We start from the raw sequence: 12,650 nt of genomic DNA, 5'->3' as shown, positions 1-12,650 counted from the left end.
GCTGCGTTGGGTTCGAAGGTCCGCTTTTTTGTGGCAGCGTATTGACCAGACAAGAAACTCCCGCTAGGTGCATGCCCAATTGAGGAGTGCTCTGCCAGTGATCAAATAGTTTCCAACTCATTCGGAGGCCGAAAGGTTTCTTGGGAAATTATTGAACAGGAGCATCTCATGCATCCCATAATCTATGACGTTGCCGTCTCGCTTGACGGTTTCATCTCTGGCGCGTCCGGCGACATTTCGAAATTCGCTCATGAAGGGCAGGTTGTTGACGACTATCTAAAGCGCCTTGAGACGTACAAAACCGCAATCATGGGCCGAAAAACCTACGAGTTCGGGTATAGTTTTGGCCTCAAACCCGGTCAGAACCCCTATCCACACATGCGAACCGTTGTTTTCTCCGACGCTTTAGAGGTGCCTGAACAGGTTGAAATCTCAGTTTGTAGCCGCCCTACACCTGACAAGATTCGGAAACTGGCGCGCAACGCTGCTGGCCCCGTATATCTTTGCGGGGGTGGCGATTTCGCAGGGTGGATGCTGGAACAAGGACTGATCGATCGACTCATACTAAAACGCGCACCCTGTGTCCTCGGAAGCGGCACGACCCTATTTGGCGCGTTTACTAGGCCCATCAGCATGACTCGGATCAGGACTGAGACTTATGATAATGGGTATCTTGTCGAGGAATTCGAAGCCTGATCGATTTCAAGAAGCGGACAGTCCTTCAGGAAGTGCGATTGTCCGCTGCGCCCACTAAACGGCCCCCGTTCAAACCAACCCCGCCTCCCGCAATAAGTCCACCATGTTCGCCTCGGGTCTCGGGCCGATATGCGAAATCACCTCGCGGGCGCAGACATTACCGATTTTTGCGCAGGTCTCGTAGTCGCGGCCTGTCGCCATGCCGTACAAGAACCCGGCGGCGAACTGGTCGCCCGCGCCGGTTGCGTCGACGGGCACAATCTTTTCAACAGGCACATCGACGCGGGTGCCTTCGTGCAGAATGCTCACCCCATCGCCAGACCGGGTGCAAACGACCAGAGGGCAAATCTCAGCCGTCTTGGCCAGCGCTTCCTCAAGATCGCTTGTTTCAAACAGCGACTTGATCTCGTCCTCGTTGCCGATGACGAAATCCAGCTCGTGTTCGATCAGCAACAGGAAATCGGCGCGGTGGCGTTCCACGCAGAACGGGTCGGAAATGGCGATGCCGGTCTTGCCGCCGCCCTTGTGGCAGTCACGCGCGGCCTCAAGAAACGCGGCCTTGCCCTTTTCCTTGTCGAACAGATAGCCTTCAAGGAACATGATCTGGCTGTTGCCTGCCACCTCGTTCGGGACGTCCTTTGACGACAGTTCCGAGGAAATGCCCAGATAGGTGTTCATCGACCGTTCACCATCGGGTGAGACAAAGATCATCGAGCGTGAGGTCGGCAATTCACCCCCCGGCACGGGCGGGTTGACGAAATCCACCCCGTCCTCGTTCATCGCATCCGCATAGAACCGGCCCAGCGCGTCATCATGAACCCGGCCAATGAACGCGGCGTCCAGGCCCAGCGCGCCGGCCCCGGCGATCGTGTTGGCGACAGACCCGCCCGGCGTCTGCACCCGCCCCTCCATCGCGGCATATAGAACCTCGCCCCGGTCACGTTCGATCAGTTGCATGATGCCCTTCTCGATCCCCATCAGTTCAAGGAAGTTGTCATCGGCCTGGGAAATCACGTCCACAACGGCATTTCCGATGCCAACAAGCTGGTAGGTTTTCATAGGTTCTTGTCCTCAAATTCGCAGAGATCGCGGATGATGCAGGTTGCGCACATCGGTTTGCGTGCCTTGCAGTGATAGCGGCCATGCAGGATCAGCCAGTGATGCGCATGCAGCTGGAAATCGGTTGGGATGTTATCTTCGATCGCGCGCTCAACCGCATCAACGGTTTTACCCGGACAGATACCGGTGCGGTTACCAACGCGAAAAATATGCGTGTCTACGGCCTGCGCAGGGTACCGCCACCACATGTTCAAAACCACGTTGGCCGTCTTGCGTCCCACGCCCGGCAAGGACTGCAGCGCCGCGCGGGAATTTGGAACCTCGCCGCCGTACTCATCCACCAGAATGCGGCTCAGCTTGATGACGTTCTTCGCCTTCTGGCGGAACAGGCCGATGGTCTTGATATGCTCGATCAACCCCTCTTCGCCCAGATCCAGCATCTTTTGCGGCGTATCCGCGATCTGAAACAAGGCGCGCGTGGCCTTGTTGACACCTGCATCTGTCGCCTGCGCCGATAGGGCCACGGCCACGACAAGCGTATAGACGTTCACATGCTCCAGCTCACCCTTGGGTTCGGGGTCAGCGTCATGGAAGCGCGTGAAAATCTCGCGGATTTTGTGATAATCGAGTTGCTTTGCCATCCGGCCCTTAATGCAATGCCTGAACCGGCGGGTAAAGTGCGTCAGGCACGAGTTGCGGCAAAGAAATGCGCTTCTTGCGGCACGATGAACACCCCGTCCTTGTCGAAAGGAGCAAGGTGATCGGCGATATCCGTCAGAACGCGGTCAATGACGGCATCCCCTTTTGCGCGCATGTCCTGTTCAACCGGCAAGGCCAGAACCTGCGCGCGCAGGTCTTCAAATCGGCGGTGGAGGGTGATGATGTCATGCTCGGCAACCCGAAACCCGGCGTCGTCCAAAAGCGCGGTGATCAGATCACCATCGCGAAACGAAAACGGCGCCCTCGCCTTTTGCGCGGCGCCGGGGCTGACATGCCGCTCCAGTGCTTCGGCCAACCCGTTGTTGAACTCTGAGATTGCGCTCCAGCAGGTCAGGCACAGTTTACCACCCGGTTTCAGCACGCGGCGTATCTCGGCCAGTGCGGCAGGTTTGTCGGGAAAGAATTGTAGCCCTTGCTGAATACAGGCCACATCAAAACTGTGATCGTCAAAAGGCAGGTCAGTAACATCCGCAGCCATCCAGTCCACGGAATGGCTGGACGCAGGTGTCAAAGCCGAGGCCACATCGATCATCGTTTGGTTCAAGTCAGCACCGACAACGCGCCCGCGGCCCGGTAACGTTGCGATGATCTCTCGCGTCAGCGCACCGGTGCCACAGGCGACATCCAGCACATGGTCATTTTCGCAGAGTCCCAGTTTTTTGACCGTGGCCTGTGCCAGCGGCGCGAACATGGCAGGCACGGAATGATCCTGGTACTTTCGGGCAGCAGCATCGGACAGGTGGAAGGCGTCGGCCTGGGGCATATCAGTCGCTCCTGAGTTTACTCAGAGTAATCGGCCGGGCTGATTCCAACAATGGGCACAAAAAATCGCAAGTTTCGGGTCGCTTCGGTCAGGTCCGACCGTCTAGGATCAGGGCGAGCCACAAGAAGGTGACAGCCATGAATATCCAAAACTCCGAATCCGGTTATCACTACAACGTCATGCGGCGCGCCATCGACCTGATCGACCAGGGCGGCGAGGGGCTGAGCCTTGAAGAACTGGCGCGTGAGATGAACATGAGCCCGGCCCATTTCCAGCGCCTGTTCTCGCGCTGGACCGGGGTGTCGCCGAAACGCTACCAGCAATATCTGACATTGGGTCACGCCAAAGCCTTGCTGCGCGACCGGTTTACCACGTTGGAGACGGCGCACAACGTTGGCCTTTCAGGCAGTGGCCGCTTGCATGACCTTTTCTTGAAATGGGAATCCATGAGCCCAGGTGAATACGCCCGCAAAGGGGCTGGGCTGACAATCTACTGGGGCTGGTTCGAAAGCCCCTTTGGCCCGGCGCTTGTCATGGGGACCGAAAGGGGAATCTGCGGTTTGGCCTTCGGGGCAGAGTCCGGTGAAGAAGGCGCGATGGAGGATATGCTTTCACGTTGGCCGCAGGCTGATTTTGTCGAGGACCCGATGCGGCTGCGGCCTTGGGTACTCAGCGCGTTTGGCGCGGCCAGCGACCGGCTGGAGCCGACACCGCTCTACCTGATTGGCTCACCCCTTCAGATCAAGGTGTGGGAGGCTTTGATGCATATCCCGTCGGGCCATGTCACAACCTATTCCGAGATCGCAGAACGGGTCGGCAACCCGCAGGCTGTTCGTGCCGTGGGAACGGCGGTTGGGCGCAACCCCGTCAGTTGGCTGATCCCTTGTCACCGGGCATTGCGCAAATCCGGGGGCCTAGGCGGCTATCACTGGGGATTGCCGGTCAAGCGCGCCATGCTCGCCTACGAGGCCGCGCAGGCCGATGCCTGATTGACAGGCCGGCTTGCCAATGCAACAAGGCGGCTAGGTTCGGGTCCCCTGCCGCTCGCGGTCTTATGGCTATGGTCAAACCCGGTTGAGTAAACATCTGTTGCCCTTTCCCGGCGCACGGATGGCAATGCGAGCGCCGTCCAATCTTTGCGCCCGTTTACGGAAACGAGGCAAGACATGACACAAACCGAAACAATCGCCCCGATAGGCGAACTCAAGGCGCAGGCCAAGCGGCTGCGTGAAAAACTGCGCGGCACAGGGGTCGACCTGTCGCACGCACAATCGCTGGAACTGGTCGCCCACCAGCATGGCATGCGCGACTGGAATACGCTGCGCGCCATGGCCGGAAACCGGATGCACCTGCGTGTGGGTGACAGGGTCAAGGGCACCTATCTGGGTCAGACCTTCACCGCTGAGATTCGCGGCCTGACTATATTGGGCGATGGGGCGCACAGGCGGATTACCCTGCAGTTCGACGCCCCCGTTGACGTGGTCACGTTCGACAGCTTTTCGTCCTTCCGGCAACGGGTCAGTGGCGAGGTTGGATGGGATGGCCGGTCCACGCGCCGAACATCGAATGGTGAGCCGCAGTTGGTGGTTCGCCCCATTTGACAAACTAAGGGCAAGGCACATCTCTGCGCCTTGCCCAATCCGTTTTCGATGGCGTTTGATTTTACTCTGGCGTCCAGCCGCCAACGGCTTTGACCTCAAGAAAATCCTCAAGACCCCAAACGCCGCCTTCTCGCCCATTGCCCGATTGCTTCATGCCGCCAAACGGCGACCCGGCGCTGCGTGACTGACCATTCATCTCGACCATGCCCGACCGCAGGTGACGCGCCATCCGGTTGGCCCGCGCGCCGTCCTGAGTCTGGACATAGTTGGTCAGGCCATACGGCGTGTCATTGGCGATCTCGATGGCTTCATCCTCGGTATCGAAGGGGATCATGGTCAAGACCGGACCAAAGATTTCCTCGCGCGCGATGGTCATCTGGTTGTTGGCATCTGCAAACACTGTAGGGCGCACGTAGTACCCTTTGTTCAGCCCCTCGGGCCGGCCTGTGCCACCTGCAACCAGACGCGCGCCTTCGTCGATGCCTTTCTGAATCAGATCCTGAATCTTGGTCCACTGAACCTCGTTCACGACCGGGCCGATATGGCGTCCTTCCTCGGACGCCGGTCCAACGGTGACCTTGCCAGCCACTTCGGCGGCGGTCTCGACCGCCTGATCATAGATTGGGCGCTGCACCAGCATACGGCTTGGGGCGTTGCAGCTTTGGCCGGTGTTCTGCATCATGTGCAACACGCCGCGCTTGACCGCCTTTTCGTCGGCATCGGCAAAGATCACGTTCGCGCCCTTACCGCCCAGTTCCAGATGCACCTTCTTCAACGTATCTGCAGCATTCTTGGAAATCGCAGTACCGGCGCGGGTCGAGCCGGTAAAGCTGACCATGTCCACGTCCGGATGGCCCGAAAGTTGTGACCCAACTCCGGCGCCATCACCGTTCACCAGATTGAACACTCCGGGTGGGAAACCGGCCGCATCCATCATCTCGGCAAAGATCATTGCGTTCAGCGGGCTCTGTTCGGACGGTTTCAGAACCATGGTGCATCCCGCAATCGCTGCAGCACCCACCTTGAGCGTGATCTGGTTCATCGGCCAGTTCCACGGCGTAATAAGAGCAGCTACCCCCACGGCCTCATGGATAATCCGGTCATTGGGGGCGTGATCACCCAGCGGGCGTTCGAACTGAAATTCACGCGCCGCGCGGATGAAGTTTTTCAGATGGTATATCCCCGCGCCCGATTGCGCCGTGCGCGACAGATCAATTGGTGCGCCCATCTCAAGCGACATGGCCTGCGCCAGATCTTCGGCGCGGGACTGGTAGATCTCGGCCAGTTTTTCGACCAGGGCAATCCGGTCCGCGACCGGGGTGGCCATCCACCCTGGCAAAGCCGCCTTTGCTGCAGCCACAGCAGCATCCGTATCGGCCTGCGTGCCGAGTGAGATGACCGCACATGGCTCTTCGGTCGAGGGGTTGATGACGTGAAAGTCATTGCCCGACGCGGGGGCCACCCACTGACCGTTGATGTAAAAATCGCGTTTTTCGATCATGGCGTATTCTCCTGTGCCCGCAGCCAAAATGGCGTAGTTGCGGCCACTCTGGCACCGGCAACAGGGCGCGGCAAGACATGATTTGATCAAATCATTCCGCGCGATTGCAAGGTTTAACAATCGCGGAAAGTGTTTAGGTTGACGGCAGCCGAATCGGGCTTTTACAGCAAAGGAGCTTCACAATGGGTTTGCGCATCAACGATACGGTTCCGAACTTCACCGCAGAGACGGACCAGGGCACCATCCAGTTTCACGACTGGATCGGCGACAGCTGGGCAATCCTGTTCTCGCACCCCAAGGATTTTACACCTGTCTGCACGACCGAATTCTCGGCCGTCGCGCAATTGAATGACGAATGGGCGGCCCGCAACACCAAGGTGTTGGGCGTGTCGGTGGACGGCGTCGAAGACCACAAAAAGTGGAAGAAAGACATCGAAGCCTATGGCAACGCCAATCCCGGCTTTCCCATCATCGCCGATGACGGGTTAGCGGTATCCAAGGCATTCGACATGCTGCCAGCCGAGGCATACCTGCCCGATGGCCGCACACCCGCAGACAGCGCCACCGTGCGGTCGGTCTTTATCATCGGGCCGGACAAGCGGCTGAAACTGTCTATGACCTATCCGATGACCGTGGGCCGGAACTTTGCCGAGATTCTACGCGCGCTGGACGGTTTGCAAATGTCGGCCAAGGGTGTGGCCACACCAGCAAACTGGATACCGGGCGAGGACGTGATCATCCCCCCTGCGGTGTCAAACGACGAAGCGAAAGAAAAGTTTGGGGAGTTCAAAACGGTCTTCCCGTATCTCCGCACGACGAAGGCACCGTCGTAAGACGAGTTTAGGTCTTGGGGGCTGACTTGGCCCCCAATCGCGCGGTCGGGCGCTTTTAGGCAAAGTTGTTATCCCGACGCAGCGGGCGGGCGCTGAGGGTGTAGGTGAAGCTGTGCCCGATAGGCGGCACGCTTGAACTCTCGGGTCAGTTTATCAGACAAAGGCGGCTTGCTCTGAATGGTCGAACCGCCAATTTCTCCCGCAATTTCCTGATTACCACTGCCTTGCAACGCATGGATGGGCTGGCCGGTCAGCCAGTGCATCTGAAGAAACGTATCCACGGGCCGGTCGATCTGAGTGGTGGCAGCCAGCAGACGGTTGGCCGCGCGTCGCCCCACCAGTTGACAGACACATTGCAGGCCGATCACCTTGGGCAGGATCAGACACAGCCCGTTTTGGTTTGCAAGGGTGTGGGCCGGGACTTCGCGCTGCTTCACGGGGATGCGGATGTAGTGATCCGGCGTGGCGATCGGTTCTAGCATCTCCAACGCCTCGGCCATACGCGGGGCGTCGATACGCAGGTCATCTTCGGTGATGATCGCCAGATCAATTTCTTCCTCGACCATCTTGCGCCAAATACGGCGGTGGCTTTCGAATACGCCGATCTCTGCCGGCTGCAACGCAAAGGGATAATGCGGTCGGTGCAGGTTACCAGGGTGAAGCTGAACTCCGGCAATCTGGCTGGGGTCGCGGCCATTTACTGCCTCGAAAAGCTCGGCATTGGGAAGGTCGGCGCAAAGCTGTTCGGCATTGGGCCGCCGGGCTGTACTTGAGGACATATGAATGACGAAAGATCGCATAACGCTTTGCATAGATCACAGATGCTTGCAGGGAAAGCGAAACTCTGCGCTGCGCGTTTTCAGAACCCGCAGGGCGAGCCGGATTTTAGGTGAAGGCACCGAAAGGCACGGACATCAGTTCGTGATTTGCCCCTTGTATGGTAGGGTAGCGGCGGCAGACTCGCATTCAGGCAGACCCTCGACCTCGGGCATACAGGCCGTGCAAGACAGGAGAGGACGATGGCATTCACAGATTGGTACGTTGAAGGCGACGCTTTCGGGAACTGCAATTGCGGCTATGCCTGCCCCTGCCAGTTCGAGGAATTGCCAACCCACGGTCATTGCCGCGGATTCGAGGTTTTAGAGATTTCACAAGGCCATTTCGGACGCACCGATCTGGCGGGCGCAAAGGCTGCTCTGATTTATGCTTGGCCGGGCCCAATTTTTGAGGGCGGTGGCGAGATGCAGGTGATTATCGACCCCAGCGCCTCTGCTCCTCAGCGGGTTGCACTGGAAAAGATCTTTCATGGGGAAGAGACCGAGGAAATGGCAACCCATTGGTTCGTCTTCCGTGCGATGTGCAAAACCGTTCACGAAACGCTGTTTCTGCCCATTGACTTTGAAATGGATATGGAGGGGCGCACCGCGAAGGTCGCAATCGGGGATGTCTTGAACTCGACCGGTCGCCCAATTCAGGCGCCCCACGGTGGTGGCGAACATCGCGTCCGGATCGACATCCCCGGCGGGATCGAGTTCACCCTGGCCGAAATCGGCAGCGCGTCGACCAAGGCGGATGCTGCGATCAAGCTGGACCTGACCGACAGCTACGGGCAATGGCACGTTATGAAGCACGGACCGTCAGGCGTGGCGCATTAGCGACGCACGTCATGACCGAAGCGTGCAAGACAGCGATGTTTTTGCGGAAGCTATCCGTCGACTGACGAGGCACCGTTAAAGTTTTCGAAACCGTCAGTGGTCTCAACCACCTCTGCCTCGAAATGGGCGATCATCGACATTGCGATTGGTTCGATCTGGTCATGCCAGACCTGCCCGCCGTAGAAATCGCCCTTTATCTTCTCTCGTGCCTCCAAAGAAGGAAAGGCGCGCATCCAGTGAACCTTGTCGGCGTCTTCCAAGTCCCGAAGCGGGCCGAAAACCAGCATACCAGCGTCGCGCAGTGCTGAGCGGTTATGCTTTTCAAAGAATGTGATAAACTCCTCTCGGCGTCCGGGCTTAAGGGTATAGTGACGTATTTCAAGGATCATGGAAGGGCCTCATAGAACAGTCCATTTACTGTCGGGGTCGCCCATCGACATTTCAAGAGGCGGCAAAAAAAGCCCTGACAAAAAAGACCCCGATCGAAACCGGGGCCTTTCGGGTTAAAAAGGCGTGCAGATTACTCTGCGCTTTCCTCTTTCTTTTCTTTCTTCTCAGGCACAACCTCTTCGCCGGTTTCCTGATCGACGACTTTCATCGACAGCCGGACCTTACCGCGGTCGTCAAAGCCCAGAAGCTTGACCTTTACTTCCTGACCTTCCTTCAGAACATCCGACGGATGATTCAGGCGGCGGTTTTCGATCTGGGACACGTGCACCAGACCGTCGCGCTTGCCAAAGAAGTTCACGAAAGCGCCGAAGTCGACGATCTTGACCACTTTACCGGTATAGATCTGACCTTCTTCCGGCTCGGCCACGATCGAATAGATCATGTCATAGGCCTTCTTGATCGATTCACCATCGGGCGAGGCGATCTTGATGACACCATCGTCGTTGATGTCGACCTTGGCGCCCGAGGTTTCCACGATCTCGCGGATAACCTTACCGCCCGAGCCGATCACTTCACGGATCTTGTCGGTCGGGATGTTCATGGTTTCGATGCGCGGGGCATGGACCGAGAATTCGTTGGTCTCGGACAGGGCTTTGCCCATCTCGCCCAGGATGTGCATCCGACCGTCCTTGGCTTGCGCCAGGGCTTTCTCCATGATCTCGGGCGTAATGCCTGCGACCTTGATGTCCATCTGCAGCGAGGTGATGCCGTTTTCGGTGCCAGCCACTTTGAAGTCCATGTCGCCCAGGTGGTCTTCGTCACCCAGAATGTCCGACAGGATCGCATAGTCGTCGTCATCTTCCAGGATCAGACCCATGGCCACACCGGCAACCGGTGCTTTCAGCGGAACGCCCGCATCCATCATCGACAGCGAACCGCCACAGACCGACGCCATCGAAGACGAGCCGTTGGATTCGGTGATCTCCGACACGATGCGGATCGTATATGGGAAGTCCGTCGCCGCAGGCAGAACCGCCTGAAGAGCGCGCCATGCCAGCTTGCCATGACCAATCTCACGACGGCCCGGGCCCCCCACGCGACCAACTTCACCAACCGAATAGGGGGGGAAGTTGTAGTGCAGCAGGAAGTTCGATTTGAAATTGCCATGCAGCGCGTCGATGAACTGCTCATCGTCACCGGTGCCCAGCGTGGTCACGGCCAGAGCCTGAGTTTCACCACGGGTGAACAGGGCGGAACCGTGTGTACGGGGCAGCAGCGAGGTTTCGGCTTCGATCGCGCGAACATCGGTGGTTGAACGACCGTCGATGCGCTTGCCGCCTTTGACGACATCACCGCGCAGAATGCCGGCTTCCAGCTTTTTCATCGCCGAACCAAGGTTGCTGTCTTCCAGCTGTTCCTCGGTCAGTGCTTCCTTGATCGCTTCACGGGCCGCAGCAACAGCGGCGGTGCGCTCTTGCTTGTCGGTGATCGCGAAGGCGGCGCGCATTTGCTCTTCACCGGCTGCTGCAACGGCAGCGTACAGGTCCGAGTAGTCGGGCGCTTGGAAATCGAACGGCTCTTTCGCGGCTTCTTCGGCCAAACCGATGATCAGATCGATGACCGGCTGAATCTGCTCATGCGCAAAGTTAACTGCGCCCAGCATTTCAGCCTCGGACAATTCGTAGGCTTCCGATTCCACCATCATCACGGCGTCTTTGGTGCCGGCAACAACCAGGTCCAGACGCTGTTCGGGGTTCAGGCGCAGGTCCTGCATGTCGTCCACGGTTGGGTTCAGGACGTACTCGCCATCCACGAAACCAACACGGGCACCGGCGATTGGGCCCATGAACGGCGCGCCGGAAATAGTCAGCGCAGCCGACGCCGCGATCATCGCAACGATGTCGGGATCGTTGACCAGATCGTGACTCAGCACGGTGCACATCACCAGCACTTCGTTCTTGAAACCATCGACGAATAGCGGGCGGATCGGACGGTCGATCAAACGCGCGGTCAGCGTTTCTTTCTCGGTCGGGCGCGCCTCGCGCTTGAAGAAGCCGCCCGGAACCTTACCGGCGGAATAGTATTTCTCTTGGTAGTGTACAGTCAGCGGGAAAAAGTCCTGGCCGGGCTTTTGCTCTTTGGCAAAGGTCACGTTTGCCATGACGCTGGTTTCGCCCAGCGTGGCAATCACGGTGCCGTCGGCCTGACGGGCAATCTTGCCGGTTTCCAGTGTAAGCGTTTCTTCGCCCCACTGCATTGATTTCTTTGTTACATCAAACATATGCGTATCCTAAAAGGGAGCACTCCCAGGCGCATCCCGGGTCTCCCGTTTGCTTGGCGGCCCCATTGCCGCCGACCCCACTTTATCTTCCATTCGAGTGCCGGGGTCGGGGCACAACGTCTCAGATGTCTGGCGCATACATGAGAATGGACCCAAAGGAAAGCGAAACCGAACGGCCAGACGGTCTTGCTCCGCTTGTGATTTCGTGATGATCCCGACGTGGACGCGCTGCGCCAAAACCCGCTAAGATACGGTGGAATTGAGCGTTTTGGGCAAGGTATGCGGACAAAAACTTGGGTGACAATCGCATTGCTGGCATGGCTAGGCCTTTTGGGTCCGACATTTGCCGCACCGGGCGCTTTGATTGATTGGACAGCTTTGCCGGATCCGGCGGCGCAGAGCTTTGACGACCCGTTTCGCGCGCTCACGCCGGAACAACGTGACGACATCTTGTTTGCAATCCGTCTGCGCGGTCGGTTGCAAACGGATGTTGGCAGTCCGGATGAGCGGCAAAGATGGCATATGCTCCTGGCCGAGACCGAACAGGCGCTAGCCGTCGATCAGATTGATATCGATGGGTTGCTCTCACAGCGCGAGGTCGTATCCCAGCTTCGCAATAAAGCCGACACCGCTGGAAACCCCAAACTGGACGGACAGGTCGTCACCGTGACAGGCTTTGCCCTTCCGGCACCCCCGGACAAAAACGGGCAGCATGTGGCCTATCTGGTACCCAAACCGGGAATGTGCAGTCATTTGCCACCCCCGCCACCAAATCAGATGATCCGGGTGAAACTCCACGACGCCTGGACGCCCGCCTACGACCACGAACTGGTACGTCTGACTGGACGATTGGTCATCGATCCATCGGATCACGTGGTGGATGTAGTAGACGGTATGATGCCGATGCACGCGACCTTTCGAATGGACGCAGAACTGGTCGAATCGCTGGAAGTGCTATCCGGTCAAGAGGCTTGGCCTTTGGCTCTGAAAGAACGTTTTCGCGCGGCGCACAACCGTAAAACGGGTGGCTTTAAAGCGCAGGATTAGAAGGCACGGGACGTTCAGACGCTCCGAAACATATTCTCTAATATGAATGAATTTTGCGAATTTATGGCGAAGGTGTAGAGTCCTCCCCTAAGACCCGCGGTCGA

At 58.1% G+C, this 12,650-nt stretch carries 13 protein-coding genes; 6 read left to right on the top strand and 7 right to left on the bottom strand.

Annotation, left to right across the window (positions count from 1 at the left end; translation table 11 throughout):
- Nucleotides 1-168: 168 nt before the first annotated feature.
- Nucleotides 169-696 (top strand): dihydrofolate reductase family protein, encoded by a 528-nt coding sequence (locus tag ACXAET_RS13945; protein ID WP_475186136.1) that lies wholly within the window; start codon nucleotides 169-171, stop codon nucleotides 694-696.
- 69 nt (nucleotides 697-765) lie between these two features.
- On the opposite strand, the gene ACXAET_RS13940 is transcribed toward ACXAET_RS13945, so the two are convergent.
- Genes ACXAET_RS13940 through ACXAET_RS13930 form a run of 3 tightly spaced genes read right to left on the bottom strand, consistent with a single transcriptional unit; the run spans nucleotide 766 to nucleotide 3,238 of the window.
- On the bottom strand, nucleotides 766-1,755 hold the full coding sequence (locus ACXAET_RS13940; protein WP_475186132.1) for an adenosine kinase: 990 nt from the start codon (nucleotides 1,753-1,755) through the stop codon (nucleotides 766-768).
- On the bottom strand, nucleotides 1,752-2,396 hold the full coding sequence (gene nth / locus ACXAET_RS13935; RefSeq protein WP_475186129.1) for an endonuclease III: 645 nt from the start codon (nucleotides 2,394-2,396) through the stop codon (nucleotides 1,752-1,754). Before nth ends, ACXAET_RS13940 begins: the two co-directional genes overlap by 4 nt.
- Before the next feature lie 41 nt (nucleotides 2,397-2,437).
- Nucleotides 2,438-3,238, bottom strand: a complete 801-nt coding sequence (locus ACXAET_RS13930; protein ID WP_475186126.1) for a methyltransferase domain-containing protein — start codon at nucleotides 3,236-3,238, stop codon at nucleotides 2,438-2,440.
- A 137-nt stretch (nucleotides 3,239-3,375) separates the two neighbouring features.
- Here ACXAET_RS13930 and ACXAET_RS13925 point away from each other — a divergent pair, with 137 nt between their 5' ends.
- Together ACXAET_RS13925 and ACXAET_RS13920 are read left to right on the top strand one after the other, a co-directional pair.
- A complete protein-coding gene (locus tag ACXAET_RS13925; RefSeq protein ID WP_475186124.1) occupies nucleotides 3,376-4,227 on the top strand; it encodes a methylated-DNA--[protein]-cysteine S-methyltransferase in 852 nt (283 codons plus the stop codon).
- Nucleotides 4,228-4,404: 177 nt separating this feature from the next.
- Nucleotides 4,405-4,839, top strand: a complete 435-nt coding sequence (locus tag ACXAET_RS13920; RefSeq protein WP_475186121.1) for a glyoxalase superfamily protein — start codon at nucleotides 4,405-4,407, stop codon at nucleotides 4,837-4,839.
- 61 nt (nucleotides 4,840-4,900) lie between these two features.
- Here ACXAET_RS13920 and ACXAET_RS13915 read toward each other — a convergent pair whose 3' ends face one another.
- Nucleotides 4,901-6,340, bottom strand: coding sequence for an aldehyde dehydrogenase family protein (locus ACXAET_RS13915; protein WP_475186117.1), 1,440 nt, complete (start codon nucleotides 6,338-6,340; stop codon nucleotides 4,901-4,903).
- Nucleotides 6,341-6,522: 182 nt separating this feature from the next.
- Between ACXAET_RS13915 and ACXAET_RS13910 the strand changes: the two genes are divergently transcribed.
- The gene (locus ACXAET_RS13910; protein ID WP_475186114.1) at nucleotides 6,523-7,173 is read left to right on the top strand and encodes a peroxiredoxin; all 651 of its coding nucleotides are present in this window, start codon (nucleotides 6,523-6,525) and stop codon (nucleotides 7,171-7,173) included.
- Nucleotides 7,174-7,241: 68 nt separating this feature from the next.
- Here ACXAET_RS13910 and ACXAET_RS13905 read toward each other — a convergent pair whose 3' ends face one another.
- Nucleotides 7,242-7,973 carry a glycosyltransferase family 25 protein gene (locus ACXAET_RS13905; RefSeq protein ID WP_475186112.1) on the bottom strand — a complete coding sequence of 244 codons (732 nt, stop codon included), beginning with the start codon at nucleotides 7,971-7,973 and terminating at the stop codon, nucleotides 7,242-7,244.
- A gap of 219 nt (nucleotides 7,974-8,192) precedes the next feature.
- Here ACXAET_RS13905 and ACXAET_RS13900 point away from each other — a divergent pair, with 219 nt between their 5' ends.
- A complete protein-coding gene (locus ACXAET_RS13900; RefSeq protein ID WP_475186110.1) occupies nucleotides 8,193-8,828 on the top strand; it encodes a DUF1326 domain-containing protein in 636 nt (211 codons plus the stop codon).
- Nucleotides 8,829-8,878: 50 nt separating this feature from the next.
- Here the strand turns inward: ACXAET_RS13900 and ACXAET_RS13895 are convergent, their stop codons facing one another.
- Nucleotides 8,879-9,217, bottom strand: coding sequence for a putative quinol monooxygenase (locus ACXAET_RS13895; protein WP_475186104.1), 339 nt, complete (start codon nucleotides 9,215-9,217; stop codon nucleotides 8,879-8,881).
- A 131-nt stretch (nucleotides 9,218-9,348) separates the two neighbouring features.
- Nucleotides 9,349-11,499 carry a polyribonucleotide nucleotidyltransferase gene (pnp, locus tag ACXAET_RS13890; protein WP_475186100.1) on the bottom strand — a complete coding sequence of 717 codons (2,151 nt, stop codon included), beginning with the start codon at nucleotides 11,497-11,499 and terminating at the stop codon, nucleotides 9,349-9,351.
- 297 nt (nucleotides 11,500-11,796) lie between these two features.
- Here pnp and ACXAET_RS13885 point away from each other — a divergent pair, with 297 nt between their 5' ends.
- Nucleotides 11,797-12,546: a DUF3299 domain-containing protein gene (locus tag ACXAET_RS13885; protein ID WP_475186096.1), complete on the top strand. Its 750-nt coding sequence runs from the start codon at nucleotides 11,797-11,799 to the stop codon at nucleotides 12,544-12,546.
- Nucleotides 12,547-12,650 lie beyond the last annotated feature (104 nt).

Source organism: Ruegeria sp. AWH4_226 (assembly GCF_056159225.1).
This window is presented reverse-complemented; position numbering and strand designations above follow the sequence as displayed.

What these genes read in the sequence shown, in the direction of transcription:
- ACXAET_RS13945 (WP_475186136.1), top strand. Translation starts at nt 169, where the DNA reads ATGCATCCCATAATCTATGACGTTGCCGTCTCGCTTGACGGTTTCATC.
- ACXAET_RS13940 (WP_475186132.1), bottom strand. Translation starts at nt 1,755, where the DNA reads ATGAAAACCTACCAGCTTGTTGGCATCGGAAATGCCGTTGTGGACGTG.
- nth (WP_475186129.1), bottom strand. Translation starts at nt 2,396, where the DNA reads ATGGCAAAGCAACTCGATTATCACAAAATCCGCGAGATTTTCACGCGC.
- ACXAET_RS13930 (WP_475186126.1), bottom strand. Translation starts at nt 3,238, where the DNA reads ATGCCCCAGGCCGACGCCTTCCACCTGTCCGATGCTGCTGCCCGAAAG.
- ACXAET_RS13925 (WP_475186124.1), top strand. Translation starts at nt 3,376, where the DNA reads ATGAATATCCAAAACTCCGAATCCGGTTATCACTACAACGTCATGCGG.
- ACXAET_RS13920 (WP_475186121.1), top strand. Translation starts at nt 4,405, where the DNA reads ATGACACAAACCGAAACAATCGCCCCGATAGGCGAACTCAAGGCGCAG.
- ACXAET_RS13915 (WP_475186117.1), bottom strand. Translation starts at nt 6,340, where the DNA reads ATGATCGAAAAACGCGATTTTTACATCAACGGTCAGTGGGTGGCCCCC.
- ACXAET_RS13910 (WP_475186114.1), top strand. Translation starts at nt 6,523, where the DNA reads ATGGGTTTGCGCATCAACGATACGGTTCCGAACTTCACCGCAGAGACG.
- ACXAET_RS13905 (WP_475186112.1), bottom strand. Translation starts at nt 7,973, where the DNA reads ATGCGATCTTTCGTCATTCATATGTCCTCAAGTACAGCCCGGCGGCCC.
- ACXAET_RS13900 (WP_475186110.1), top strand. Translation starts at nt 8,193, where the DNA reads ATGGCATTCACAGATTGGTACGTTGAAGGCGACGCTTTCGGGAACTGC.
- ACXAET_RS13895 (WP_475186104.1), bottom strand. Translation starts at nt 9,217, where the DNA reads ATGATCCTTGAAATACGTCACTATACCCTTAAGCCCGGACGCCGAGAG.
- pnp (WP_475186100.1), bottom strand. Translation starts at nt 11,499, where the DNA reads ATGTTTGATGTAACAAAGAAATCAATGCAGTGGGGCGAAGAAACGCTT.